The sequence below is a fragment of the Nocardiopsis sp. CNT312 genome, assembly GCF_000515115.1.
Lineage (GTDB): Bacteria > Actinomycetota > Actinomycetes > Streptosporangiales > Streptosporangiaceae > Nocardiopsis.
This window is the reverse complement of record NZ_AZXF01000016.1, coordinates 106,281-131,972: the sequence shown is the minus strand read 5'-3', so window position 1 is coordinate 131,972 and position 25,692 is coordinate 106,281. Positions and strand designations below refer to the sequence as shown.

At 71.9% G+C, this 25,692-nt stretch carries 20 protein-coding genes; 2 read left to right on the top strand and 18 right to left on the bottom strand.

Going from position 1 to position 25,692, the window contains the following annotated elements; translation table 11 throughout:
* Positions 1 to 122: 122 nt before the first annotated feature.
* Together B042_RS0107705 and gltB are read right to left on the bottom strand one after the other, a co-directional pair.
* Complete coding sequence (locus B042_RS0107705) at positions 123 to 1,577, bottom strand: glutamate synthase subunit beta (protein WP_028647809.1); 1,455 nt, start codon at positions 1,575 to 1,577, stop codon at positions 123 to 125.
* Between the two features lie 33 nt (positions 1,578 to 1,610).
* The gene (gltB, locus tag B042_RS0107700) at positions 1,611 to 6,167 is read right to left on the bottom strand and encodes a glutamate synthase large subunit (protein WP_028647808.1); all 4,557 of its coding nucleotides are present in this window, start codon (positions 6,165 to 6,167) and stop codon (positions 1,611 to 1,613) included.
* A gap of 582 nt (positions 6,168 to 6,749) precedes the next feature.
* Here gltB and B042_RS0107695 point away from each other — a divergent pair.
* On the top strand, positions 6,750 to 8,507 hold the full coding sequence (locus tag B042_RS0107695) for a bis-aminopropyl spermidine synthase family protein (protein WP_028647807.1): 1,758 nt from the start codon (positions 6,750 to 6,752) through the stop codon (positions 8,505 to 8,507).
* Between the two features lie 36 nt (positions 8,508 to 8,543).
* Here the strand turns inward: B042_RS0107695 and B042_RS22295 are convergent, their stop codons facing one another.
* The 14 genes from B042_RS22295 to hisI form a co-directional block, all read right to left on the bottom strand.
* Positions 8,544 to 9,320 (bottom strand): hypothetical protein, encoded by a 777-nt coding sequence (locus tag B042_RS22295; protein ID WP_155988934.1) that lies wholly within the window; start codon positions 9,318 to 9,320, stop codon positions 8,544 to 8,546.
* Positions 9,321 to 9,720: 400 nt separating this feature from the next.
* A complete protein-coding gene (locus B042_RS0107685; protein WP_155988932.1) occupies positions 9,721 to 10,791 on the bottom strand; it encodes a hypothetical protein in 1,071 nt (356 codons plus the stop codon).
* Positions 10,792 to 10,918: 127 nt separating this feature from the next.
* Positions 10,919 to 12,058, bottom strand: a complete 1,140-nt coding sequence (lgt, locus tag B042_RS0107680; RefSeq protein ID WP_028647805.1) for a prolipoprotein diacylglyceryl transferase — start codon at positions 12,056 to 12,058, stop codon at positions 10,919 to 10,921.
* 49 nt (positions 12,059 to 12,107) lie between these two features.
* Complete coding sequence (locus B042_RS0107675) at positions 12,108 to 13,088, bottom strand: thioredoxin domain-containing protein (RefSeq protein WP_028647804.1); 981 nt, start codon at positions 13,086 to 13,088, stop codon at positions 12,108 to 12,110.
* A 32-nt stretch (positions 13,089 to 13,120) separates the two neighbouring features.
* Positions 13,121 to 13,642, bottom strand: a complete 522-nt coding sequence (locus B042_RS0107670; protein ID WP_028647803.1) for a MauE/DoxX family redox-associated membrane protein — start codon at positions 13,640 to 13,642, stop codon at positions 13,121 to 13,123.
* Positions 13,643 to 13,856: 214 nt separating this feature from the next.
* Positions 13,857 to 14,666, bottom strand: a complete 810-nt coding sequence (gene trpA / locus B042_RS0107665) for a tryptophan synthase subunit alpha (RefSeq protein WP_036554253.1) — start codon at positions 14,664 to 14,666, stop codon at positions 13,857 to 13,859.
* On the bottom strand, positions 14,663 to 15,874 hold the full coding sequence (trpB, locus tag B042_RS0107660; protein WP_028647801.1) for a tryptophan synthase subunit beta: 1,212 nt from the start codon (positions 15,872 to 15,874) through the stop codon (positions 14,663 to 14,665). The genes trpA and trpB overlap by 4 nt, the downstream gene beginning before the upstream one ends.
* Positions 15,875 to 16,231: 357 nt before the next feature.
* Complete coding sequence (gene trpC, locus B042_RS0107655) at positions 16,232 to 17,038, bottom strand: indole-3-glycerol phosphate synthase TrpC (protein ID WP_028647800.1); 807 nt, start codon at positions 17,036 to 17,038, stop codon at positions 16,232 to 16,234.
* A 169-nt stretch (positions 17,039 to 17,207) separates the two neighbouring features.
* On the bottom strand, positions 17,208 to 17,555 hold the full coding sequence (locus tag B042_RS0107650) for a CD225/dispanin family protein (protein ID WP_028647799.1): 348 nt from the start codon (positions 17,553 to 17,555) through the stop codon (positions 17,208 to 17,210).
* A gap of 507 nt (positions 17,556 to 18,062) precedes the next feature.
* The gene (locus B042_RS0107645; protein WP_231493867.1) at positions 18,063 to 18,584 is read right to left on the bottom strand and encodes a DUF2752 domain-containing protein; all 522 of its coding nucleotides are present in this window, start codon (positions 18,582 to 18,584) and stop codon (positions 18,063 to 18,065) included.
* 66 nt (positions 18,585 to 18,650) lie between these two features.
* Entirely contained in the window at positions 18,651 to 19,004 is a 354-nt protein-coding gene (locus tag B042_RS0107640) for a CD225/dispanin family protein (RefSeq protein WP_028647797.1), read from the bottom strand.
* Between the two features lie 254 nt (positions 19,005 to 19,258).
* Positions 19,259 to 19,585: an HGxxPAAW family protein gene (locus tag B042_RS0107635; RefSeq protein ID WP_028647796.1), complete on the bottom strand. Its 327-nt coding sequence runs from the start codon at positions 19,583 to 19,585 to the stop codon at positions 19,259 to 19,261.
* A complete protein-coding gene (locus B042_RS0107630) occupies positions 19,585 to 20,289 on the bottom strand; it encodes a Trp biosynthesis-associated membrane protein (RefSeq protein WP_028647795.1) in 705 nt (234 codons plus the stop codon). The genes B042_RS0107635 and B042_RS0107630 overlap by 1 nt, the downstream gene beginning before the upstream one ends.
* A complete protein-coding gene (hisI, locus tag B042_RS0107625) occupies positions 20,286 to 20,630 on the bottom strand; it encodes a phosphoribosyl-AMP cyclohydrolase (protein WP_028647794.1) in 345 nt (114 codons plus the stop codon). Before hisI ends, B042_RS0107630 begins: the two co-directional genes overlap by 4 nt.
* A 141-nt stretch (positions 20,631 to 20,771) precedes the next feature.
* Between hisI and B042_RS0107620 the strand changes: the two genes are divergently transcribed.
* Complete coding sequence (locus B042_RS0107620) at positions 20,772 to 21,770, top strand: SIS domain-containing protein (protein ID WP_028647793.1); 999 nt, start codon at positions 20,772 to 20,774, stop codon at positions 21,768 to 21,770.
* 27 nt (positions 21,771 to 21,797) lie between these two features.
* On the opposite strand, the gene B042_RS0107615 is transcribed toward B042_RS0107620, so the two are convergent.
* Positions 21,798 to 23,642, bottom strand: a complete 1,845-nt coding sequence (locus B042_RS0107615) for an ABC transporter ATP-binding protein (protein ID WP_028647792.1) — start codon at positions 23,640 to 23,642, stop codon at positions 21,798 to 21,800.
* A complete protein-coding gene (locus tag B042_RS22290) occupies positions 23,639 to 25,588 on the bottom strand; it encodes an ABC transporter ATP-binding protein (RefSeq protein ID WP_051415530.1) in 1,950 nt (649 codons plus the stop codon). The genes B042_RS0107615 and B042_RS22290 overlap by 4 nt, the downstream gene beginning before the upstream one ends.
* Between the last annotated feature and the right edge of the window lie 104 nt (positions 25,589 to 25,692).

Sequence of the window (25,692 nt, the reverse complement as noted above, 5' to 3'; positions counted from 1 at the left end):
CTTGACGAGCTCCTTCCCTTCCCGGGGCGGCATTCCGGCACGAGCGCGCCACGTCACGGCGACAGTCGGGGAAGACGGCGGCGCCGGGCCCGGGAGGGATCCCGGACCCGGCGCCGCGCGGGTCAGACGAGCGGGCGTTCGGTCGGCGGGATGGCGACCGGGAGCCTGCTGTCGTGTCCGAGGTAGCGGTCGACACTCGCGGCGGCGGAGCGGCCCTCGGCGATCGCCCAGACGATGAGGGACTGGCCGCGGCCCATGTCGCCGGCGCAGAAGACGCCGTCGACACTGGTGTGGTAGTCCCCGTCGCGGACGACGTTGCCCCGGTTGTCGAGGTCGACGCCGAGCTGGTCGATCATGCCTTCCTTCTGGGGGCCGACAAAGCCCATGGCGAGGGTGACGAGGTCGGCGGGGATCTCGCGCTCGGTGCCCTCGACGGGCTCGAAGCCCTTGTCGGTGCGCTTGACCTCGACGAGCTTGAGGGCGCGGACGTTGCCGTCGTCGTCCCCGATGAACTCCAGGGTGTTGACGGAGTAGATCCGCTTGCCGCCCTCCTCGTGGGCGCTGGTGACCTTGTACAGCATCGGCATGGTGGGCCAGGGCTGGTGGTCGGGGCGCTTGGCGGGGGGCTTGGGCATGATTTCGAGCTGGGTGACGGAGGCGGCGCCCTGGCGGTGGGCGGTGCCCACGCAGTCGGCGCCGGTGTCGCCGCCGCCGATGACGATGACGTGCTTGCCCTCGGCGCTGATGGGCGGCTGCTCGTAGTCGCCCTCCTGCACCCGGTTGGCCAGGGGCAGGTACTCCATGGCCTGGTAGATGCCCCTGAGCTCGCGTCCGCTGGCGGGCAGGTCGCGCCATGCGGTGGCCCCGCCGGTGAGGACGACGGCGTCGTTCTCGGCGCGGAGCTGGTCGGTGGTGATGTCGACGCCCACGTCGACACCGGTGCGGAAGGCGGTGCCCTCGGCGCTCATCTGGGCGAGGCGGCGGTCGATGTGCCGCTTCTCCATCTTGAACTCGGGGATGCCGTAGCGGAGCAGACCGCCGATGCGGTCGGCGCGCTCGTAGACGGTGACGTCGTGGCCGGCCCGGGTAAGCTGCTGGGCGGCGGCGAGTCCGGCGGGGCCGGAGCCGACGACGGCGACCTTCTTGCCGGTGCGGAGGGCGGGGGGCAGGGGCTTGACCCAGCCCTCCTCCCACGCACGGTCGATGATGGAGACCTCGACGTTCTTGATGGTGACGGCGGGCTGGTTGATGCCGAGCACGCACGCCGACTCGCACGGGGCGGGGCAGAGCCGCCCGGTGAACTCGGGGAAGTTGTTGGTGGCGTGCAGGCGCTCGATCGCCTCGGCCCAGTCGTGGGTGTAGACGAGGTTGTTCCACTCGGGGATGAGGTTGCCGAGCGGGCAGCCGTTGTGGCAGAAGGGGATGCCGCAGTCCATGCAGCGCGAGGCCTGCTTGGTGACGGTCCCCCGGTCGAAGTCCTCGTAGACCTCGCGCCAGTCCTGGATACGCACGTCCACGGGGCGGTGGGCGGGCAGTTCGCGTTCGGTGATCTTCAGGAAACCCTTGGGGTCAGCCATGGTGGTCGTTCCTCCTTTCGTGTTCGCTGACGCTCAGGACTGCGCGGAGGCCATGACGGCCTCGTTGACGTCGCGGCCCTCTCGTTCGGCCTCGGCCTGGGCGAGCAGGACCCTCTTGTAGTCGCGCGGCATGACCTTGGCGATGCGGGCGAGTCCGGCCGGGCCGGCGTCGAGGAGCCGTTCGGCGACGGCCGATCCGGTCTCGGCGCGGTGGCGGGTGAGGACGTCGGTGAGGAACGCGCGGTCCTCGTCGGTGAGTTCCTCGATGTCGACCATCTCGCCGTTGACGCGCTCGGCGTCGAGGTCGAGGACGTAGGCGACGCCTCCGGACATGCCGGCGGCGAAGTTGCGGCCGGTGCGTCCGAGGATGACGGCGCGTCCGCCGGTCATGTACTCGCATCCGTGGTCGCCGATGCCCTCGACGACGGCGGTGGCACCGGAGTTGCGGACGCAGAAGCGTTCGCCGGCGATGCCGCGGAGGAAGATCTCTCCGGAGGTCGCGCCGTAGCCGATGACGTTTCCGGCGATGATGTGGTCCTCGGCGACCAGGCGCGAGGCGGTGTCGGGACGCACGGTGATGCGTCCGCCGGACAGGCCCTTGCCGACGTAGTCGTTGGCGTCGCCGTGGAGCCGGAGGGTGACACCCCTGGGCACGAAGGCACCGAAGGACTGTCCGGCCGATCCGGTGAAGGTGATGTCGATGGTGTTGTCGGGCAGGCCGTCGGCGCCGTGGCGCTTGGTGACCTCGTGGCCGAGCATGGTGCCGACCGTGCGGTTGACGTTGCGTACCGGCAGTTCCAGCGTGACGGGCTGGGCGTAGTCCAGGGCACCCTCGGCGAGCTGGATGAGGGTGTTGTCCAGGGCCTTCTCCAGACCGTGCTCCTGGTCACGGGTGCGCAGGCGGTGGTCGCCGGCCCACGGTTCGACCTCGTGGAGGATGGGCCGCAGGTCCAGACCCTGGGCCTTCCAGTGGTCGACGGCCTCGGCGGTGTCGAGGAGGTCGACGGCGCCGATGGCCTCGTCGAGGCTGCGGAAGCCGAGCTGGGCGAGGTACTCGCGGACCTCCTGGGCGATGAACTCGAAGAAGTTCACGACGTAGTCGGCCTTGCCGGAGAAGCGTTCGCGCAGGGTCGGGTTCTGCGTGGCGACACCGACGGGGCAGGTGTCGAGGTGGCAGACGCGCATCATGACGCAGCCGGAGACGACGAGGGGCGCGGTGGCGAAGCCGTACTCCTCGGCACCGAGCAGGGCGGCGACGATGACGTCGCGGCCGGTCTTCATCTGGCCGTCGGTCTGGACGACGATGCGGTCGCGCAGGCCGTTGAGCAGCAGGGTCTGCTGGGTCTCGGCCAGGCCGAGCTCCCAGGGCGTGCCGGCGTGCTTGAGGGAGTTCAGCGGCGAGGCACCGGTGCCGCCGTCGTGGCCGGAGATGAGGACGACGTCGGCGTGGGCCTTGGACACGCCGGTGGCGACGGTTCCCACGCCCGCTTCGGAGACCAGCTTGACGTGGACCCGAGCGGAGGGGTTCGCGTTCTTGAGGTCGTGGATGAGCTGGGCGAGGTCCTCGATGGAGTAGATGTCGTGGTGGGGCGGCGGCGAGATGAGGCCGACGCCGGGGGTGGAGTGACGGGTCCGGGCCACCCACGGGTAGACCTTGTGGCCGGGGAGCTGGCCGCCCTCGCCGGGCTTGGCGCCCTGGGCCATCTTGATCTGGATGTCGTCGGCGTTGGACAGGTAGTGCGAGGTGACACCGAAGCGGCCGGAGGCGACCTGCTTGATGGCGCTGCGGCGCAGGTCGCCGTTGGCGTCGCGGGTGAAGCGGTCGGGGTCCTCGCCGCCCTCGCCGGTGTTGGACTTGCCGCCGAGGCGGTTCATCGCGATGGCGAGGGTCTCGTGGGCCTCGGCGGAGATGGAGCCGTAGGACATGGCTCCGGTGGAGAAGCGCTTGACGATCTCGGAGACGGGCTCGACCTCGTCGAGGGGGACGGGTTCGCGCACGCCCTCCTTGAGGCGGAAGAGGCCGCGCAGGGTCATGAGCTTCTCGGCCTGGTCGTCGACCTTGGAGGTGTACTCCTTGAAGATCTCGTACTTGCGGGTACGGGTGGAGTGCTGGAGCTTGAAGACGGTCTCGGGGCTGAACAGGTGCGGTTCGCCCTCGCGGCGCCACTGGTACTCGCCACCGACCTCCAGGCGCCGGTGGGCGGTGGGGTTGGCGTCGTGGGCGCGGCGGTGGCGGAGGGCGACCTCTTCGGCGAGGACGTCGAAGCCGACGCCGCCCAGGCGGGAGGTGGTGCCGGTGAAGCAGCGGTCGATGACGTCCGCGCCGAGGCCGAGGGCCTCGAAGATCTGGGCTCCGGTGTAGGAGCTGACGGTGGACACCCCGATCTTGGACATGATCTTCAGGACGCTCTTGCCGAACGCCTTGACGATGTTGGCCACGGCCTTGTCGGTGTCGATACCGCCGATGACGCCGCGCTCGACCAGGTCGGCGACGGTGGCCAGCGTGAGGTAGGGGTTGACTGCGGAGGCGCCGTAGCCGATGAGCAGCGCCACGTGGTGGGGCTCGCGGACGTCGGCGGCCTCGACGAGCAGGCCGACCTCGGTGCGGGTCTTCTCGCGGACGAGGTGGTGGTGGACGGAGCCGGTGAGCAGCAGGGACGGGACGGGGGCGCGCTGTGCGTCCGTTCCGCGGTCGCTGAGCACGAGGATGCGGGCGCCGTCGGCGATGGCCGCCGACACCTCGGCGTTGATCTCGTCGAGGCGCGCGGAGAGCGCGTCGCCGCCGCCGTCGACGGGGTAGGTGCCGTCGACGGTGAAGGTCTTCAGGGCGGGGTTGTCCCGGCCCGCGGCGACGATGGCGGCGAGCTGTGCCTGGTCTGCGACGGGTGTGGGCAGGACGAGGCGTCGGGTGTCGCCGGCCTCGGCCTGGAGGAGGTTGCCCTCGGCACCCAGGAGGGTGGACAGGCTGGTGACCATCTCCTCGCGGATGGCGTCGAGCGGCGGGTTGGTGACCTGCGCGAAGTTCTGCGAGAAGTAGTCGAAGAGCTGGCGCGAGCGCTCGGAGAGGGCGGCGACGGGTGTGTCGGTGCCCATGGAGCCGATGGGTTCGGCACCGGTGCGGGCCATGGGGGTGAGGAGGATGCGCAGTTCCTCCTCGGTGTAGCCGAAGACCTGCTGGTGGAGCTTGAGGTCGGTGACGGGGTCGGGGTCGGCCGCGGGCAGGTCGCCGACACGGACGAGACCGTTGTCGATCCACTCCTGGTAGGGGTGCTGCGCGGCGAGTTCGGCCTTGAGCTCCTCGTCCTCGATGATGCGGCCCTGGGCGGTGTCGACGACGAAGATGCGGCCGGGCTGGAGGCGGCCCTTGCGGACGACGGTGGACTGCTCGATGTCGAGGACGCCCGCTTCGCTGGCCAGGACGACGAAGCCGTCGTCGGTGACCCAGTAGCGGCCGGGGCGCAGGCCGTTGCGGTCCAGGACGGCGCCGACGACGGTGCCGTCGGTGAAGGAGACGGAGGCGGGCCCGTCCCAGGGCTCCATGAGGGTGGAGTGGAACTCGTAGAACGCCCGGACGGCCGGGTCCATCTCGGTGTGGTTCTCCCACGGCTCGGGGATCATCATGAGCACCGAGTGGGGCAGGGAGCGGCCGCCGAGGTGGAGCAGTTCCAGGGCGTCGTCGAAGGAGGCGGTGTCGGAGTCGTCGGGGTCGACGATGGGGAAGATGCGTTCGAGGTCGCCGGGGATGAGGTCGGTGGCGAGCTTGGCCTCCCGCGCGCGCATCATGTTCCGGTTGCCCTTGACGGTGTTGATCTCACCGTTGTGGGCGACGTAGCGGAACGGGTGGGCGAGCGGCCAGGACGGGAAGGTGTTGGTGGAGAAGCGGGAGTGGACCAGGGCCAGGCCGGAGGTGTAGCGCCGGTCGGAGAGGTCGGGGAAGAACGGCTCCAGCTGCGGGGTGGTGAGCATGCCCTTGTAGGCGATGGTGCGCGGGGACAGGCTCGGGAAGTAGACGTCGGCCTCGTGTTCGGAGCGCTTGCGGACGCAGTAGGCGTAGCGCTCCAGTTCGATGCCGGTGAGGCCTTCGGTGGGGGTGCCCTCGGTGCCGCTGAGGAACAGCTGCTGGAAGGAGGGCATGACCTGGCGGGCGGCGGGACCGCAGTACTGGGGTTCGAAGGGCACCTCGCGCCAGCCGAGGACGGTGAGGCCCTCCTCGGCGGCGATGCTGTTGATGCGCTGGACGGCGTCGGCGCGCTCGGCGGCGTCGGCGGGAAGGAATCCGATGCCGGTGGCGTAGGCGCCGGCGTCGGGGAGCGGGAAGTCGCAGACCTCGGTGTAGAGGTCGTGGGGGACCTGGGTGAGGATGCCCGCGCCATCACCGTCGTCGGGGTCCGCACCGGCCGCGCCTCGGTGGTCGAGGTTGCGCAGGACGGTGAGCGCCTTCTGGACGGTGTCGTGGCTGCGGCGGCCGTTGAGGTCGGCGACGAAGCCCACACCGCAGGCGTCGTGCTCGAAGGCGGGGTCGTACAGGCCCTGGGACGGGTTTTCCGGGTTCGTTCGGACGGACGAACGCCGCACCTGAGCAGCAGGCATCTACCCTCCAGTCGTCTTGCGTCGGCTTCGTAAAGCGCATCCGGGACGACGTTGGCCCTGCTGCGTGAGTCTTCGTTCGTGGCCGCTGCGGGGCGGCCTCCCGCTACCGGGGGTGCCGTTTCTCCGCTTCCGGGCTCGCGGCCACGTCCTCGTGGCACCGGTGGCGGGCGGTTCCCGTGTGCGGGCAGGTTCTCTTATACAGGCTGGTCCGGATGCGAGCGAATCGCAGGTCTAGACCATGTGACGCTGTGGTTCGCGGTCTTGTTCCCAGGGTGCGCCCCCCGCGGTGGGGGCGGCACCGGTGTCCCTCTCGGAGCGTGTTCTTCCGATGAGAGCTGGCCTAGCCGGTTTTTCCACTAGGAAACCCTGCTAAACCCAACAAAGCGGGTAAAAACCCAACCCAGCGCCGGGTTCATACGTACGGAACGTGAGCACGACGTGCCGTGTGTCCACATTACCTGGGTGTTAACGCCGCCTCCAAGCGGCCCCCCGCCCAGCGCCGAGTGATATCTCCCTCATCGGACCGAACCGCCCTGACCTGCGCCTTACGGCCCGGGGCCGCACACGTGGGACGATCGGTGTATGCCAGGACACCCAACATCCCCCGGCCCGGAGGAACCAGGAGCCGTGAATCAGCGCACGAAGGCCCACAGCCCACCGCAGACGGTCCGCGACGGCGGCACCGGCCTGCTTCCCGAGGCAGCGCGGCGTGTGCTGCTGGGCTACGGCGTGGACGCTCCGCGTGTCCGCCGTATCCTGGCCCGGCTCTCCGACGGCCGGTGGTGGAGCGCCGACGACCTCGTCCGGGCCTGTTCCGTCGCCCACTCCGTGGTTACCGCCGTACTACGGGATCTGCGCGAGGCCGAGGAGCTGGACGCCGAGACGGGTGACGGCCAGCGCAGGGTGCGGCTGCTGCGCCCCGCCGACTACTACGGCGCCGCGGGTGACGAACTCGCCGACCCGGTGGCGCACCTACTCCCGCTCTACGCCCGCGCGGCGACCGTCCTGACACGGGCGGTGCGCCAGGCGCCCGCCTCCGACCTGGACCTGGACCACGTGGCGGCGACCGCGCACACCGCGCTGCGGCGCGCACTACTGCTCAACACCCGGTTCGACCTGAGCGACCGCACCCTCCTGTGCGTGGGCGACCACGACCTGACCTCGATCGCCGTGGCGCTGGTCTCCCCGGGCACGCGTGTGGAGGTGGTGGACGTGGACGAGCGCGTTCTGGCCCACATAGACGCCGTGGCGGCCGAGGAGGGGCTCATCGTGCGCACCCACTTCGCGGACCTGCGGCTGGGGCTGCCCTCCACACTGCACGGCTGCGCCGACGTGGTCTTCACCGATCCGCCTTACACCCCGGACGGGGTCGAGCTGTTCGTACGGCGCGGTCTGGAGGGGATGGCCGATCCGCGCCGGGGCAGGGTCCTGGTGGCCTACGGGGCAAGCGAGACCACACCGCGTCTGGCGGCCACGACGCAGGCGCGGATGGTGCGCATGGACCTGCTGGTGGAGGCGGTGTGGCCGGACTTCAACCACTACCACGGGGCGGAGTCGATCGGGGCCGCCTCCGACCTGTACGTCCTGCGGCCCCTGACGCGGGTTCCGGCCCGAGCCTCCTCCGACTCGGCGCGTGTGTACAGCCAGGGCACCAACGCCAAGGAGGCGCGCGGCGGTATGGACGCCGACCTGGCACGGGGCGTGCTCGACGCGGTGTCGGCGGACCTGGGCGGCGGGGTGGGCCGGCCCGAGGTGACGCTGGTCGGCGACTGGCCGCGGGAGGAGGCCTCAGGACGGGTCCGGCTGTCCACCTGGCTGTCCTCTCCCGTCTCCGCTTCGGAGCACGCGGTGATCAACCTCGTGGGCGGGTGGGAGCGCCTGCTGGCTCGGGCCGCCCTGGCCTCGTCCTCCGACACGGTGTACGCCGTCGTGCCCTCCTCCGCGGAGGCGGTGCGGGACCAGGCCGGGCAGCGGGCTCTGCGCGCCCTGGTCGAACCGCGCTTCGAGGTGCGCTTCCTGCGGGGGTTCGGCGGCCGCCACCTGACTGCGGTACGCCTGACCCGGCGTCCGGATCCGGACAGACCCGCCGATCGGCTCCTGCTCCACGTACAGGAGCGGGCCCACGGGATGGTGCGTGCGACGCTGCGCGGCGGGCTTGCGGAGGCCGCGGCCTGGACGGGGCGGCCGATCAACAAGCGCTCCTCCCGGCACGCGGTGGCCTCCGCTCCGTCGTGGCTGTCCGGGCACACGCTGCTGGACCTGCCCGGGCACCGGCTGGCGGCGCTTCCGGGCGTGGCGGAGGAGCTGGTGCTGCGGTTGGAGGCCGACCACCAGTGGTGAGGGCGGCCGGGCCGCGCACGGCCCGGCCGCGCGGGGCTACTGCCCCAGGCCGGTGCCGTCCGTGGCGGCGTCCTCACCGGTCCCAGCCCCGCCGGTCCCGGTGGTCCCCTCGTCGAGGGTCACCATCCGCCGGTAGAGCGGGTCGCGGACGTTGGCCAGGGCCACGAGCGGTCCGGCCAGGCTCACCCGTTCTTCCACGGATTCGGAGTCGGCGGGCTGGACCCAGACCACGACGAGGTAGTGGCCGCTGACGATCGCGTCGGCCGCGCTGTAGCCCTGGCCGAGGCGGTCGAAGGGGGCCTCCCCGGAGGGCGGGAGCACGAAGCCCCGGGCTGCCGCCGCCTGGGGCTCGTCCTCGGGGTCGGCCATCGCGGCGGCCAGGTCGCGGCTGCCCTCGGTGTCGGCGAGGTTGAACACCGCTGTGACGCCGAAGTAGTCGTCGGAGACGTAGGTGGCGCGGGCGGCCTGGCTGCATCCGGCGGAGGCCAGGACGTCGGCGATCTGCTGCCCCCACACCGCCGACTCGCAGGCCTCGGTGAGGTCAGAGTCGCGCAGGGTGAAGTCGATGTCCTGGCTGGAGATCTCGGCGTTGTGCCGCTCGAACAGCTCGGACTCGTTGAGGGGGCGGTTGTCGGCCTCCCGGGAGGCCAGCACCTCGTTCATGCGCCCGGTGTCCACCGTCCGGTACACCTCGGGGCGGGTCTGTACGGGTTCGCCGTCTGAGGCGCCCTCGCCGTCGAAGGGGCCGAAGTAGACCACGGCGCCCGCGGCGGCCACGGCCAGGACCAGCAGTCCGCACACCAGGGCGATCACGGGCCCGCGGCGGCTCCGCTGCTTCCTCCGCCCCCCGGCCCGGCGGCGTCCGCCCGGACGCGTGCCCTCGGGGGACCCGTCGGGGACGTCGTCCCTGCGCCGCCCCGAGGACCGGGGCGCCGACGGGTCGGCTGGTTCCTGCGCGGAACCCTGCGGGAGGGACCGCCTGTTTTCCGGGTACATCGAGCCTCGAATGTGTGAACGTCGGTCGGGTCGCGCGCGGCGCACGGACCGGGGCGGCCCGCGAGCGCCTCCCCCACTGGGAGGATACGGGGATGCGGGCGGCGCCCCGCCACGAGTCCGGGCCGGCCACACGGTGGGGCCGGCCCGAACACGCTTAGGGCGATCTGTCCGGAATCTTACCGGGACGCCCGGGAGCGGAGGTAGAGCGTCCGAGCGGCTACTCCTCCCGGCCGGCGGCCACGACCTGCTCGTAGGGCAGCAGCACGGTGTTCATGGCCGCCACGCTCAGGGTGGCCATGTCGGTGTCGTCGCCGGGCGCCGAGCCGTCGGTCTGCGCGACCCAGTACACGGCGAGGTAGTGGCCCATCACCTGGGTGGAGGCCTGGCTGTAGCCCTCCTCCAGACCGGGGGCGTCGCCGGTGTCGGGGAGCACGAACCCGGCTCCGGACTCGGCGTTGCCCGGGTCCAGTGCCTCGGCCACCCGCTGGGCGCTCTCGGTGTCGACGAGGTCGAACAGCGTCACCTGGGCGACGTAGCGGTCCTCGGAGTCGGTGTAGACGCCGGTGGCGGCGCTGGAGCAGTTGGCGTCGATCAGGCTCTGGCCGACGCCCTCGCCCCACACCAGGGAGGTGCAGGAGTCGGTGACCCGGCCCTCGTCGAGTTGGAGCGTCATCCCGTTGACCTCGACGTCCTCGGCACCGCCGAAGACGGCCTCCTCGGTCATCGGTTCGGCGTCCTCGGGGCGCTCGGCGATGGGGCCGAAGGTGTCCCCGTTGTTGGGCTCGGCGCGGAACTGCTGCGGGGTGAGGGTGCTGTGGCCCTCGGGCGGGGCGGCGATGACGTCCTCGCCGTCGACGAGGGCGCCACCCGGCCCGCTGAAGAGCTGGTAGACCAACAGGCCCAGGAGGACGAGCAGGGCGACCCCGAAGGCTCCGAAGAGGGTGGTCAGGACGGCGGTGCCGCGCTTGCGCCGGTTCTGTTCGGCGAGCGTGTACACGATCTGGTTGGGCCGGTCCTTGAGCACGGAGACGCGCTTGATGGCCGAGGCGGAGAAGGCCGAGGCCCTGTCCGTTCCGGCGCGGGCGGCCTTGGCAGCCCTGGCGGGGCCGGAGCTCTTGCGGCGGGACCCCCGGGACCTGCGGCGCCCTCCGGTTCCGGAGGCGTCCTCCCGCGCGGAGCGGCGCCGCGATCCGGTACCCGTGCGGGTGTGGCCGTACTCGGCGGAGAAGTCCTCGTTGGGGTCGTAGTCGGAGGCCTCGTCGGCGCGGTGGGCTCGTCGGTCTGACACGGACTCAGCTCTGCTCACGGTTCTTCTCAATCGTCAACCCGTGGTCTGCTCGGTAGGTACAGGAGACACCCCGCGGCGGACCGGACACGGGCCCGGTCGGCCGGATGGGATGTTCGGGTGGCCCTGGTTACTCGGGCTTCGACCTGGAGTCGTCTTCCGTGCCTGCGTCGGCGGCGCCTTCGTCGGCGCCCTGCTCCGTCGAACCCTGGCTACTAGATCGCTCAGGGGTCGGGTGATATTCCGTTCCGGCCTCGGCGGGGTCGCCGCCGTCGGTGCCGGAGCCCGTCCCCTCCGTGTCCACGGCGCTGTAGACGGTTCCGTCGTCGGCCGTCTCACCCGCAGCTGTGGCGCCGAACACCTGGGTTCCGGCATCGTGGCCGTGCGGGACGACGGCGGTGGAGAAGGAGTCCAGGCGGCGGCCGGCCCAGAGGAAGTAGGCGAGGGCGCCGAGGAAGACCACGATGGAGGTCCAGTTGTTCAGGCGAAGCCCGAAAAAGTCGTTGGCCGGGTCCACCCGCAGGTACTCGATCCAGAACCGGCCGACGCAGTAGCCCATGATGTAGAGGGCGAAGAGGCGTCCGCCGCCCAGCCGGTGCTCGAAGCGGCGTCCCAGGTAGGCGAGGAGGACGGCCAGGCCCAGGCACCACAGGGACTCGTAGAGGAACGTGGGGTGGTAGGTGAACTCGCCGGGGGTCATGCCCGGCCGCAGTCCGCCGTCGGGGTAGGGGTCGATGCGCAGGGCCCAGGGCAGGTCGGTGGGGGCACCGAACAGTTCCTGGTTGAAGTAGTTGCCCCAGCGTCCCAGGGCCTGGGCGAGCGGGATGGTGGGGGCGATGGCGAAGGAGAGCTTGGACATGGACAGTCCGCGCCTGCGGGCGACCAGCCAGACGCCGAGGGCACCCATCGGGATGGCGCCCCAGATGCCGAGCCCGCCGTTCCACACGTACAGGGCCTGGACGGGGTCGCGGCCGGGGCCGAAGTAGAGCTGGGCGTCGCTGATGACGTGGTAGAGCCGTCCGCCGATGAGGCCGAGGATGACGGCCCACACGGCCATGTCCAGGATGGTGCCCTTCTCACCCCCCATGGCGGCCCAGCGGCGTTCGCTCCAGAACACGGCGGTGATGACGCCTGCCAGGATGCACAGGGCGTAGAAGTGGATCTCGAAGGGGCCGAAGAGGTGGATCGAGTTCACCTGGGGACTGGGGATGGCCGCGAGGGCACGGCCGTACTCGGCCGTGCCCCCAGAGGCTGTCGACAACGGTGTCACTGCTCTGCTCTCGGGTTCGCCCCGGGTTCGGGGGTGTCGTCAGGGAGGGCTAGTCGGTGCCGCCCCCGTCGGTCAACGGCTCGGTCTCGACCTCGCCGGGAGCCGCGTCGTCGATCGCGCCGCGGAGCCCGCGGACGGTCATGGTCGTGGTGTTGTCGAGCAGCTCACCGTTGATGTAGACGGAGGGTGTGGCGCGGAAGGCGTTCTCTCCGCTGTAGCGAGTGTAGGCGTTCCCGGTGGCCTCGATGGTCTCGCCGGTGTAGGTCCCCTCCAGAAAGGACGGGTCGTGCCCGTTGTCGGCACCCCAGTCGAGCAGGTCGGTGAGGGGCATGGCGGCCACCTCATCCTGGCCGAACTCCTCGACGGCGTCGGCGGTGAGGGCGGGCAGGAACTCGCCGGTGAAGCGGTCGACGGTCTCGGCCTCGGCGTCGACGCGCTCGTCGAACCCGGCGGCCGCCCCCTCGGGGGCGTCGGTCTCGGCGAACAGCTCCTTGAGCTGCTGGGGGGTGAATCCCTCGGAGCCCTCGGTGGGCTGGTTCTCGAAGAGCAGGTCGTTGTACTGGACGAAGACGCCGTGGTCGGCGGCGGCCCGGGCTGCGGCGCCGGCCCGCAGGGAGTTGCCGCTGATGGGTTCGGGCTGCCGGGCGAAGATACTCACGGGACGGAACTGCACGATGGCCTCGCCCAGGGCGGCCTTCTCCTGGAGGAGGTCGCCGTTGAGCAGTTCGAACTGGCGGCAGGCGGGGCACTGGTAGTCGGCGTAGACCTCGACGACGGGCGCTTGGGCGCCGGGCTCGGCCATGACGACGCTGCCGTCGGCCTGGAGGGTCTGCGGGGCGAGGCCGCCGTCGTAGTCGGCGCCGCTGCTGTCGAGGTTGAGGATGACGTAGCCGACCCCGACGACGAGGGCGACGACACCGACGGCGATCAGGGCGACGGTGAGGCCGCGCTTGCGTGCGGCGGCACGCTGGTCCTTCTCCCGCTGCTGCCTGAGCCGCTCGCGTGAGCGTCGGCGCGCTTCACTGCCCATGCTCTCTTCCCTCTTCTGCGTCTGGTCGTGCGTCACCGGAAAACTCCAAGGACTCGGTCGAGTGCGAAGGGCGATCGCGGCCAGAGGGCGATGAAGGCGCCCATGGCCATGAAGGCGATGTCGCGGGCGATGTCCAGGCCGTACCGGGTGTCCTCGGGGGCGACCTGGCCGCCGCCGCCGAAGCAGCCGCAGTCGATGTTGAGTCCCCTGGCCATGGCCGAGACGATCCCGGCGATGAAGACGAGCATGAGCAGGGCGCTGGCGGCTCCGACGTAGCGCGTGGCGAGCCCGGCGAGGAGGAGCAGGGCCAGCGCGAGTTCGAAGAGGGGGAGGGTGTAGCCGATGAGGCGGGCGATGTCGGCGGGGAAGAGGTCGTAGGCCTCCACGGCCTGGACCGACATCGCGGGCGGGTACTTGGTGACCGCGGCGAGGATGAGGACGGCGGCGAGGCCCACCCGGCAGGCGAGGGTGAGCCAGGGCTGGACCGTCTCCCAGCGGGACGGGGTCGGGGTGTCCTCGTGGAGGTCCTCGGCGGGGGTGTCGCCTGTGTCCATCATCGTGTGGCCTTCGGGAAGCGGGATGACCGGGTGGTTGCGTGACTCGCGGCGAACGAACGCTCGCCCGGAGTGACACACCGATCCTACTGGCCCCGGGGGATGCGCAGAACCGGGTCGGGTGCCGCGCCGCGACCCTACCCGGCCCGGACAGGCACACGCCGCGGGGTCCCCCGTGGGCGGCGGGCCGCTCGGAGCGGCCCGCCGCACGGCGTCAGCCCCGCGAGCGCACCCCGGCGGCGAGCTCCTCGGCGAAGGAGCGGACCGCGATGAGCCCGGTCTCCAGGTCGGGGGCGTCCAGCACCCGCTGGCAGAACCCGGCGCCGACGATCACGCCGTCGGCGTAGGCGGCGACCTCCGCGGCCTGGGCTCCGGTGGAGATACCCAGGCCCACGCACACCGGCAGTCCGGACGCGCGGGTCACCTCGCGGGTGCGCCGCACCAGCGTCTCGGCGGTGTCGGCGACCTGGGTGCGGGTGCCGGTGACGCCCATGAGCGAGGCGGCGTAGACGAACCCGCTGCACGCCCCGGTGGTGAGCGCCAGCCGCTCGTCGGTGGAGGAGGGCGCGACGAGGAAGATCCGGTCGAGGCCGGACCGCTCGGAGGCGGCCCTCCAGGCGTCGGCCTCCTCGGGGATGAGGTCGGGGGTGATCACCCCGGCCCCGCCCGCCTTGGCGAGCCGCTCGGCGAAGCGTTCCACGCCGTAGCGCTCGATCGGGTTCCAGTAGGACATGACGACGGCTGCGGCCCCGGTGGCGGCGGTCGCCTCGACCACGCGGAAAACCTCCTCGGTGGTGGTCCCGGCGGCCAGGGCGCGGTCGGCGGCCCTCTGGATGGTGGGGCCGTCCATCATGGGGTCGGAGTAGGGCAGGCCGACCTCGATGACGTCGCAGCCGCCCTCGACCATGGCCTCGACGACCCTGATGGAGGAGGCCGTGTCGGGGAAGCCCGCGGGCAGGTAGCCGATCAGGGCCGCGCGGTTCTCGGACCGCGCCTGGGCCAGTGTGCTCTGCAGGGTGCTCACGCGTCTCCCTCCACGAGGCCGAAGTAGGCCGCCGCCGTGTCCACGTCCTTGTCGCCGCGCCCGGAGAGGTTGACCAGGATGACGGCCTCCGGACCGAGCCGCTCACCGAGCTTGCGCGCCCCGGCTAGGGCGTGGGCGCTCTCGATGGCGGGGATGATGCCCTCGGTGCGGCACAGCAGCCGGAAGGCCTCCATGGCCTCGGCGTCGGTGACCGGTTCGTAGGAGGCGCGTCCCGTGTCGGCCAGGTGGGCGTGTTCGGGGCCGACCGCCGGGTAGTCGAGTCCGGCGGAGATGGAGTGGCTGGGCAAGGTCTGCCCGAACTCGTCCTGGAGGACGTAGGTGCGGGCGCCGTGGAACACGCCGGGGGCCCCGGCGGTGATGGAGGCCGCGGTCCTGGAGGTGTGCGCGCCCTCTCCCCCGGCCTCGAAGCCGTGCAGGGCGACGCCCTCGTCGGGGATGAAGGCGGCGAAGATCGCGATGGCGTTGGAGCCGCCGCCCACGCAGGCGGCGACGGCGTCGGGCAGCTTGCCGGTCAGTTCCAGGACCTGTGCGCGCGCCTCCTCGCCGACGACGAAGTGCAGGTCGCGCACCAGCTTCGGGAAGGGGTGCGGCCCGGCGACGGTGCCGAAGAGGTAGTGGGTGGTCTCGACGTTGGCCACCCAGTCGCGGAAGGCCTCGTTGATGGCGTCCTTGAGGGTGCGGCTGCCGATGGTGACGGGGACGACCTCGGCACCGAGCATGCGCATGCGGGCGACGTTGAGGGCCTGGCGGCGGGTGTCCTCCTCCCCCATGTAGACGACGCAGTCGAGGCCGAGGAGGGCGCAGGCGGTGGCGGTGGCCACGCCGTGCTGTCCGGCTCCGGTCTCGGCGATGACGCGGGTCTTGCCCATCCGCTTGGTGAGCAGGGCCTGGCCGAGCACGTTGTTGATCTTGTGGGAGCCGGTGTGGTTGAGGTCCTCGCGTTTGAGGAGGATCCGTGCTCCGCCGCAGTGCTCGGAGAAGTTGCGCGCGTCGGTGAGCGGGCTGGGCCGTCCGGTGTAGCTGCGCAGGAGTTCGTCGAGTTCGGCGCGGTAGTCGGGGTCCTGGCGGGCCTTGTCCCACTCGGCGGCGACCTCGTCGAGGGCGGCGATGAGTGCTTCGGGGGCAAAGCGGCCCCCGTAGCGGCCGTAGTGCCCGCGTGCGTCGGGCACGGGGTCAGCGTGGCTCATGGTTCAGGTCTCCTGTGACGGGGCCGACCGGGGTGCGCGCCCTGCGGCCGCGTGCCGCGGGGCGGGCGCGCCGACCGGCCGTGCGCCGCCTCTGCGGCGCGGTCGGATGGGTCAACGCGGTGTCGGGAACCCGCCGCTCACGCGTACGGCACGGAGTGCGGGCCCCGGGGCGTGTGTTCTTGAACCTCCGCTTCGGTTCGTGCTCAGGTGCCTACGAACACGGGAACCTTCGGCACCTACGGCGTGTTCACTCGTTCCTCGCGAACCCGCCTCCGGCACTTCCGTCAGCCCCGCGGGCACCCGAGCCATCGCCGTCGGCGGGCGGCCGGGGGCTGCACGGTCGTCATGGGTCCGACTCTAGCCGCGGTCGCGCAGGGCGGGGTGGGCTCCGGCGGTCACCAGGTCGGCGACGGCCTCGCGGGGGTTGCCCCCGCGGACGAGACTCTCGCCGACCAGGACGGCTCCGGCCCCGGCTCCGGCGTAGGCCAGCAGGTCGTGCGGGCCGCGCACCCCGGATTCGGCGATCCTGACGCAGTCGGCCGGGATGAGGGGGGCGAGCCGGGCGAAGGTGTCCCGGTCGACCTCCAGGGTCTTGAGGTTGCGGGCGTTGACGCCGATGACGGTCGCTCCGGCGTCCAGCGCGCGTTCGACCTCCTCCTCGTCGTGGACCTCGACCAGGGGGGTGAGGTCGAGGGTGCGCGCCCGCTCGACCAGGGAGACCAGGGCCTCCTGGGGCAGGGCGGCGACGATGAGCAGGATGGCGGAGGCTCCGTAGGCGCGGGCCTCCCAGAGCTGGTAGGAGCTGACCACGAAGTCCTTGCGCAGCAGCGGTGTGTCGACCGCCTTGTGGACGGCCTCCAGGTCGGCGAGGCTGCCCTTGAATCGGCGCTCTTCGGTGAGGACGCTGATGAGGGCGGCACCGCCGGCCTCGTACTCGCGGGCCAGGGCGGCGGGGTCGGCGATGGGGGCGAGGGGGCCCTTTGAGGGGCTGGCACGTTTGACCTCGGCGATCACCTGGACACCGGGGCGGCGCAGGGCGGCCTCGGCGTCGCACGGAGTGGGCACCGACTCGGCGCGGGTCTTGAGGCGGTCCAGGGGAAGGGCCTCCTGCCGCTGCGCCAGGTCAGCGCGCACTCCGTCGAGGATCTCGTCGAGCACGCTCACCAGTTACCGCTCCCTCGTGATGTGGCCGTTGGAAGTCGCACGCACGGGGCAGGCGCGACCGTGCCGCGGGGACGGCCCTTGACGCCCGCGCACCATGTCGCTGGTCATCGTATCGACCTCCGGGGCCCCGGGGGGTCGCCACCCCCGGATCAGCGCGTCGGGATCCGGGTCAGTAGGTGGCAGGCGATGTGACCGCCACGCCGAAGATGAACACGAAGAAAAGGAAGTACGCGACGAGGAACGCGATCAGGAGGATGAAGCCGACGAGCCCGATGATCCCCATGGTCTTGGCGGTCCTGGCGGCCTCCTGGGCGCCGATGTAGTCGCCCATGCGCCACTTGCTGTCGACCTGGAGGGCGAAGACCAGGCCGATGATGCTCAGCACCGAGAGGCACCCGAAGAGGCCCAGGATGTTGTGCACCAGGTAGTTCTTGGGCGGCTCGCCGAAGTAGGGCCGCTGGCTGGGGTAGCCGCCGGTGCCGTAGCCGCCGGGAGGCGGAGGAGGACCGTAGCTCATGTGGGAAACCTTCCGGTAGGGCCGTGTCCGGGCCGAGCCCCGGAGCGGACGTGCACCGCCTAGGACTCCGAAGGACACCACACGGTTCCGCCGGTGGTCGTACGAACCTGCCCAGAACCCGGATCTCGGTACTCGCCCACGGCCACCTGTGGCCGCGAGGACGAACACGACGACGAGGAAAAGTAGGCAGAGCACCGGCGGCACGAGCCCGACGACGCCGAGGGCGCCCATGGCCTCGGCGGCCTCCTGGACGCCCTGGTCGTCGCCCATGCGCCACTTGCCGCCGACGTGGGGAGGCCGATGATGCGCAGTACCGAGAGGCACCCGAGGATACCGACGCTCTCGTGCGGCACGTAGGTCTTGGGCGATCTGGCCGGGGGCGGGCCGCATGGCGCAACCGGTCCCGGGAACACCGTATCCGCCGGTGCCGTGGCCGCCGGGGTGAGGGGCCCGCAGCTCACTGCTCCTGCTTTGCGCGGGGGTGGGCGGCGGGGTGTACGGGGGAGGTCACCAGCCGGGGAAGAGGGGGACTCCCGGTGCCAGGAAGTCGAACCAGGGCAGGTTCCGCAGGATCCAGTGGGCGAAGACGGCGATGACCACCGCCCACAGGAACCAGGTGGGGGTCGGTTCAGGAACCGCCTGGGACGGTCTCACGGCCCTCGCGAACCAACCGGCGTAGGCCCATACGAGCACGGGCGCCAGCAGGAAGAGCAGGGGGTTCATACTGATCGCGGCGGTGAGGTCCAGGTGTGTGAGGAGCGCGACGGCACGCATGGAACCGCAGCCCGGGCAGTAGGTCCCGGTGAGCGCCAGCCACGGGCAGGCGGGGTAGTTCCCGGGCTCGCCCGGGTCGACGAGGTGGAGCAGCGTAGCGCCGGCCAGACCCAGGGCACCGACCCCCGCGGGGAGCACGACCGGGTGCAGGCGTGCGAGCAGCCGGGTCACGGCGTGTTCGGCTCGCCCGAAGGGGCCGGGCAGTACCGGGTCGGCGGGGCGGGGCGGGGGTGGAGCCTCCATGCGCACCAGCATAGGCACTCCTTGGCCGGACCGAGCCCCGGGAGGGGTCCCGGGGCTCGGTCCCCGCATCCGGGCCGCTCAGTAGCCGTATGTGGTGGTGGCGGTGGAGGCACCCAGCACCAGAACCACGAACACGATGTAGACGATCCAGAAGATCACCGCGAGGATGAAGGAGACCAGGCTGATGATGCCGAGGATCTTGGCGGTGCCCGCAGCGGACTGGGCGCCGGCGTAGTCGCCGGAGTCCCACTTGCTGTTGACCTGGAGCGAGAAGACCAGGCCGATGATACCGACGATGGTGCAGCCGAAGATGCCCAGGATGTTGTGCACCAGGTAGTTCTTCGGGCGCTCACCGGCGGGGCCGCCCGCGGGAGGGCCGTAGCCGCCGGGGGGCGGGCCGGGGTTGCCAGGGGGCGGGGGACCGTAGCTCATGATCGGTACAACTTTCCTGAGTAGGGGTCGTCACGGCGCACACGGGGTGCGCGCCAACCCAACTGGGGGCATGGTCGGGAAACCGGTACACGTGTGACCGAAGGTGGAGATCATGCCACATCGGCACGAATCGCGCAGACGGAACCCGACACAACGCGACGGACCGGCGGAAAGAATCTACCCTTCCCACCGGCCCTGCGTCCATGCCCCGCTCCGCACGCGCTACGAACTGGGGGTTTCCGGTTCCGCTCCGTTCAGGCCCGGCCCGCGGAAGCGGCGACCTCGCGGACCTCGTCCGTGCCCTTGGTCCCCTCGGAGGCCCGGGCCGCCTCCCACTGCTCGCGCGTGGGCGGCACCGGGCGCGGCTCCTTGCGGCCCAGGCCGGCCCGCTTCAGGAGACCGGCGATGACCGCGAACACCACGCTGGCACCGAGGGCGAGGCCGGTCCACAGAACCAGCCCCCCGCCCATGATGATCGCGGCCCCGGCGACGGACCAGGCGACGATCCAGGACACGGTGAGGAACCAGGCGGAGACGGTATTGCCGTGGTCCTCGTGTTCTTCGTGGTGCGCGTCGGCCATCAGTGGTTCTCCTTCGGTTCGGCTGGCCCTGACGCCAGCGGTGCTGGTGTGGTGCCGCCCTCAGCGGGGGAGCGCTCAGGCTCGCTCACGCCACCGCGGGCGTCGAGAGTGGGGTCGTCACCGGCGTCCAGGGACCGCCACAGGTCGGCGGGGGTGTCCGCCCTGGTCGAACTCGGTGCGGCGTCCCGATCGTACCTGCTGCCCATACCGGGCCAGAGGGTTGCCCTGATCACAGCGGCGGCTCCGGCGACCGCGACGGCCACCGCTCCGGCCGCTGCCATGGCCGGCCCGGTGGCGTGCAGCACCGGCTCGCCCACCGCCCGCGCCGCGCCGGCGGCACCGCCGGCCGCGTCGGCCAGGGCAGCGGCGAGGGCTCCGGAGCGGGTAGCGTTCCACACCTGGACCAGCGCGAACACCCCGCCGAGGGCGAGAAGCGCCCCCACCAGGCGGCGCGCCGGTCCGCGCGCGGCGTACAGTCCCGCGGTCCCGGCCAGCGCGGCCCAGCCGACACCGGCCATGACCCCGCTGAGATCGCCACCGGTGACGTCCACGGCCATGGCGGCGACCGGCCCGGACGCCCCGGCCTCCCCGGTCACCCAGGTCCGTCCGGCCGAGGCGAGCAGGAGCCCGCCCCCTGCTGCCAGGACCAGTATCGCGGCACCGAACTCGCGGCCCGCGGGCTTGACGGCCGCGGTGGGACTCACAGGAGCCGCCCCGCGTCGAAGCACGTGGGGTCGCCGGTGTGGCAGGCGGCTCCGGTCTGGTCGACCCGGACCAGGAGGGTGTCGCCGTCGCAGTCGAGGGCGACCGAGACCACGCGCTGGGTGTGCCCGGAGGTGGCGCCCTTGACCCAGTACTCGCCCCGGCTGCGCGACCAGTAGGTGGCGGCCTTGGTGGTGAGGGTGCGGTGCAGGGCCTCGTCGTCCATCCAGGCGAGCATGAGGACCGCGCCGGTGTCGTGCTGCTGCACGATGGCGGGGACGAGTCCGTCCGGGGTCCGCTTCAGGCGTGCGGCGATACCCGGGTCAAGGCTGGAGACACTCATGCCCCCAGATTATGGCCGCCGCACCGTGGCCGTGCACCGGGGTGCGCCCGTGTGGCGGGCGCGTGTCCGGCCTGCGCCGACCTCCTCGATAGAGTTCGTGGGTCCGTCACCGATCCGCCGGTCCCGCACGCTGGGAGCCCTGTGACCGCCGACCGCCTGCTCTCCGACCTCGCGGGCAAACCCGCGTCCCTGACCGCCCTCGCCGACCGGTTCCCGCGCTGGAACCCGTACGCGGCGCTGCCCGCGCTGCTGGACGACGAGCCCGCCGCCGTGCGCCTGCTGGGCCTGGGTGCGGCGCGGCACGTGTGCGCCACGGTCGCGGCGCGGCTGCGGCGGGCCGGGATCGCAGCGAGCGCCGAGCACTCCTCGTCCGCCGAGACTCCCCCCGCTGGCCCCGAGACCCTGGTGGTCGGGGTGAGCCTGGGCGGCGGACAGCGGGAGCTGGCCACCGTACTGGACCGGTACGTGGCGCGTTCCCCCGTCATCGTGCTCACCCCGGACCCGGGGGCGGTGGTGGCACGGATCGCCGACCTGGTGGTACCGCTGCACGCCGGTGAGGAGTCCGCGGGGCTGGGGTGCCGCGCCTACCAGCACGCGATGGCGCTGGGCCTGCTGCTGGGGCACCGTCTGGGCGCCCCGGCGGGGGGCGGCGGCAACTTCCCGGGGCTGCTGCACCGGGCGGCCCACGCCACGGCGACGCTGCTGCGGGAGGCCGAAGCGTGGGTGCCGGAGGTGGCCCGGGTGCTGGACTCGCCACACGGCGTGCACATGGTCGCTCCGGCCGAGCGGCTGGCGTCGGCGGCCCAGGGGGTCCGGGTGGTGCGCAGCGGCCCGGTACGGGTGGCGCACGCCCGCGAGACCGGGGAGTGGTCGCACACCGACCGCTACCTGGCGGCGGTGACGGACTACCGCGCGCTGCTGTTCGCGGGCTCGGCCTACGACGAGCGCTTCGCCGAGCACCTGGGGCAGTTGCGGGGGCGCTTCGCGGCCGTGGGCTCCGCCCCCGAGCGCGAGAGCGTCCCGGGGGCGGAGCTGACCGTGCGCTATCCCGGCGACACGGACCCCGACGTGAGCCTGCTGGTGGAGCCCCTGGCTGCGGAGCTGGTGGCCGCCCACTGGTGGCGCTCCTCCGGCCGCTGACCACGGGCGGCCCGGAGATGGCCCGGTTCAGGCCGAGGAGCTCACCCAAGAGGCGTACAGGTCGGAGTAGACGCCGGGGCGGGACACGAGTTCGTCGTGGGCACCGCTCTGGACGATGCGGCCCTGGTCGAAGACCAGGACCCGGTCGGCGGCCTCCGCGGTGGACAGCCGGTGGGCGATGGCCACGGAGGTGCGTCCGCGGGTGAGCTGGTCCAGGGCGCGCTGGATGCGCACCTCGGTGTGCGGGTCCACGGCCGAGGTGGCCTCATCGAGCACCAGCAGGTCGGGGTCGGCGACGTAGGCGCGGAGAAGCGCCACGAGCTGGCGCTCCCCCGCGGAGAGGGACTCCCCGCGCTGGCCCACGGGTGTGTCCAGGCCATGGGCGAGGCCGGCGAGCCAGTCGGCCAGGCCGAGGTCGGCGACGGCGGCCTCCAGTTCGGTGTCGGTGCTTCCCGGACGGGCGAAGCGGATGTTGTCGCCCAGGGAGCTGTCGAACAGGAAGCCCTCCTGCGGCACCATGACCACGCGGCTGCGCAGGGAGGAGAAGGCCACCTCACGCAGGTCGGCACCGTCGAGGAGAACCCGCCCCTCGGCGGGGTCCATGAGACGAGTGAGGAGTTTGACGAAGGTGGTCTTGCCCGATCCGGTCTCCCCGACCACGGCCAGGCGGGTGCCCGGGGTGATCTCGACGTCGATCCCGTCCAGGACCACGGGGCCTTCCGGGTAGGCGTAGGTGACGCCGTCGAAACGGACGCCGACGGGGCCGCGCGGCAGGACACGGCCGTCCTCGCCGGGGTCGGCGATGTCGGGGACGGTGTCGAGGACGCCCAGGACGCGGCGCCATCCGGCGATGGCGTTCTGCGCCTCGTTGAAGATCTCGGTGGCCATCATCATCGGCTGGACGAACAGGGTCAGCAGGAAGAGGAAGGCGACGAGTTGTCCGGCGGTGATGTCGCCGCCGATGCCCAGCCACACACCGACGAGGACGACGGCGGTGTTGCCGAGTGCGGCGACGATCTCGGCGAACGGGGACACGGCCATGGACAGGCGCTGTGCCCTGACCTGGGCACTGCGGGTGGCCAGGACGGTGGTGTCGATGCGCCCGGCGGTGCGCCCCTCGGTGCCGTGCGCGCGGATGACGGCGGCGCCCATGACGGCCTCGCCGAAGACGGCGAGCATGTCGCCGGTGCGCTCGCGGACGGTGAGGTAGGCGCGGGAGAGCAGCCTCTGGAGCCAGCGGACACCGAACAGCAGCGGCAGGAAGCAGATCCACACCACGAGGGTGAGCTGCCAGGAGTAGACCGCCATGAGCACGGTGGCCACGAGCAGTTGGCCGCTGCTGACGATGATGAGCAGGCCGCCCCACTGCATGAAGGTGCTGATCTGGTCGACGTCGCTGGTGACGCGGGAGACCAGGGCGCCCTTGCGTTCGCTGTTCTGGGTGAGCACGGACAGGTCGTGCACGTGGCGGAAGGCCTTGCGGCGCAGGGTGGCCAGACCGGACTCGGTGGCCCGGTACAGCCGCAGGTTCATCAGGTAGGAGCAGACCATGGTGACCACGAGCAGGGCGGCGCACAGGGCCACCATGCGGGTGACGAACTCCAGGTCGGGGCCGCCCGTGCCGGTGAGTCCGTTGTCGATGATCTGCTGAACGGCGACGGGCACGACGATCTTGCCGGCGGTGGCGGCGACGGCGAAGACCAGGGTCAGCCACAGGCCCCGGGCGAACTCGGGGGAGAGACGGAGCCCGCTGCGCAGGGTATCGATCGCCGACTCGCGGGAGCGGCTGAGGCCGGGCGCGGCGGCCGGTGCGGCGGGTTCGGATCCGACGGGCAGCTCGTGCCGTGGAGCGGTGCGGGCGGGTGCGCTCATCGGGCGGCCTCCTCGGTGGTGCGGGCAGCGCGCGCGGCGGTGTTCTCGTCCGAGGCGCGCTCGTAGGCGGTGACGAGCCTGGTGTATCCGGGCGAGGTGTCCAGCAGTTCCTTGTGGGTGCCGCGGGCCAGGACCCGGCCGCGTTCCATGTAGACCACCTCGTCGGCGAGTTCGATGGTGGCGCGGCGGTAGGCGACCACGACGACGGTGGCGGCGTTGTCGCGGGAGCGCAGCCCGGCGAGGATCTGCGCCTCGATCTGGGGGTCGACGGCCGAGGTGGCGTCGTCGAGGACGAGCAGGCGGGGACGGCGCACCACGGCGCGGGCCAGGGCCAGGCGCTGGCGCTGACCTCCGGAGAGAGTGGTGCCCCTCTCGCCCAGCCGGGCGTCGAGCCCGCCGTCGAGCTCCTTGACGAACCCGTCGGCGCGGGCCAGCTCCAGTGCGGCCCAGACCTGCGCGTCGTCGATGTCGGCCGAGCCGAGGGCGATGTTGTCGCGGACGGTGTCCTCGAAGATGAAGGTGCTCTGCGGGACGAGTGCGGCGTGGCTGGGGATCTGGCCGCGGGCAAGGTCGCGGGCATCGACGCCGTCGAGGGTGACGGTGCCGCTGTCGGGATCGACCAGGCGGGTGAGGAGGGTGGTCAGGGTGGACTTGCCCGAGCCGGTGGGGCCGACCAGGGCGACGGTGCGGCCGGGGGCGATGTCCAGGTCCACACCGTCGAGGACGGTCGTGCGGGGGCCGGTGCGGTCGCCGTCCATGAGGTCGTTTCCGGTGCCGTGCGCGTCGTGGGAGTCGGCGTAGGAGAAGGTGAGGCCGCGAGTGGCGAGGGCGAGGCCGGTGGGGGCCGGTTCGAGGGTACGGCGGCCGTGGTCCATGGACCCTTCCGAGCGCAGAACCGACTGGACGCGTTCCCATCCCACGACGCTGCGCGGCAGGTCGCCGAGGAGGAAGCCGAAGGCGCGGATGGGCTGGGCCATGAGGGTGAACAGGTAGGCGGTCTGGACGAGCTCGCCGGGATCGATCGCGCCGGTGGACAGGCGCCACATGCCCAGGAGGAGGACGGCGAGCACGCCGAAGTTGGGCAGGGACTCCATGACCGGGTCGAACACGGCGCGCATGCGGCCGACGCGGATGAGGGCGTCGCGCAGGCGGTGGGCGGACGCGGCGAATCGCTCGGTCTCGGTGTCCTCTCGGCCGAGGGTCTTGACCACGAGCGCGCCGTCGAAGGACTCGTGGGCGACGCCGCTGACCTCGGCGCGCAGGGCCTGGGCGCGGGCGGCCATCGGAGAGACCTTGCGTTGGAAGACGGCGTTGGCGGCGATCAGGACGGGGAAGACGACGAAGGCGACCAGGGCCAGGACCGGGTCGGTGACGATCATGGCGACGGCGGCGATGAGGAGCATGAACACCGCTCCGACCGCCATGGGCAGGGGTGCCAGGGGCAGCCAGGAGGCTTCGACGTCGGCGTTGGCGTTGGAGAGCAGGCGGCCCGTCGGGTGGCGGTGGTGCCAGGCCAGGGGCAGTTCGAGGTATTTGCGGGCGACGGCGCGGCGGTAGCGGGCCTGCATGCGGAACTGCATGAGTCCGGCGAAGAGGCGGCGCAGGGCGAGCCCGACCGCTTTGCCGAAGCCGACGGCCATGAGGAGGGCGGCCGCGCCGAGGAGTGCCGCGGTGGTGGTGGAGCCGCTGTCGATGGCGGGGAGGATGGTGGTCTCGGTGAGGTGTCCGAGGACGGAGGCGGCGCCGACGGTGACCGCGGCGTGGAGTACGGCGCCGGTGAAGGCGATGAGGAACACCCGGGGTTCAGTGCGGATGGCGGTCCACATGACGCCGACGCCGCGCGAGAAGACGCGGGTGGGGCTGCGGGGTGCGGCGGCTTCCCGTACCGGGGTGTCCGGGGTGTCCTCCTCCGTGTCCCGTTCGCCGGTGGTGGTTCCCTGCGCCATACGCCCCCCGTTCGTGTTGTCGGCCGGACCCGGGGTCCGACGGTGCGCGCCCCAGGGCGTTGCCGGGCACGGCGAGAGTGTCCGGGGCGCGTGTGGTTTCTCGG

Bases quoted from the DNA above. Each gene is read 5' to 3' on its own strand.
- B042_RS22290 (WP_051415530.1), bottom strand. From the start codon at position 25,588: ATGGCGCAGGGAACCACCACCGGCGAACGGGACACGGAGGAGGACACC.
- B042_RS0107635 (WP_028647796.1), bottom strand. From the start codon at position 19,585: ATGGCCGACGCGCACCACGAAGAACACGAGGACCACGGCAATACCGTC.
- B042_RS0107705 (WP_028647809.1), bottom strand. From the start codon at position 1,577: ATGGCTGACCCCAAGGGTTTCCTGAAGATCACCGAACGCGAACTGCCC.
- B042_RS0107670 (WP_028647803.1), bottom strand. From the start codon at position 13,642: ATGGACACAGGCGACACCCCCGCCGAGGACCTCCACGAGGACACCCCG.
- B042_RS0107695 (WP_028647807.1), top strand. From the start codon at position 6,750: ATGCCAGGACACCCAACATCCCCCGGCCCGGAGGAACCAGGAGCCGTG.
- gltB (WP_028647808.1), bottom strand. From the start codon at position 6,167: ATGCCTGCTGCTCAGGTGCGGCGTTCGTCCGTCCGAACGAACCCGGAA.
- B042_RS0107640 (WP_028647797.1), bottom strand. From the start codon at position 19,004: ATGAGCTACGGTCCCCCGCCCCCTGGCAACCCCGGCCCGCCCCCCGGC.
- trpB (WP_028647801.1), bottom strand. From the start codon at position 15,874: ATGAGCCACGCTGACCCCGTGCCCGACGCACGCGGGCACTACGGCCGC.
- B042_RS0107615 (WP_028647792.1), bottom strand. From the start codon at position 23,642: ATGAGCGCACCCGCCCGCACCGCTCCACGGCACGAGCTGCCCGTCGGA.
- B042_RS0107645 (WP_231493867.1), bottom strand. From the start codon at position 18,584: ATGCTGGTGCGCATGGAGGCTCCACCCCCGCCCCGCCCCGCCGACCCG.
- B042_RS0107650 (WP_028647799.1), bottom strand. From the start codon at position 17,555: ATGAGCTACGGTCCTCCTCCGCCTCCCGGCGGCTACGGCACCGGCGGC.
- hisI (WP_028647794.1), bottom strand. From the start codon at position 20,630: ATGAGTGTCTCCAGCCTTGACCCGGGTATCGCCGCACGCCTGAAGCGG.
- B042_RS0107675 (WP_028647804.1), bottom strand. From the start codon at position 13,088: ATGGGCAGTGAAGCGCGCCGACGCTCACGCGAGCGGCTCAGGCAGCAG.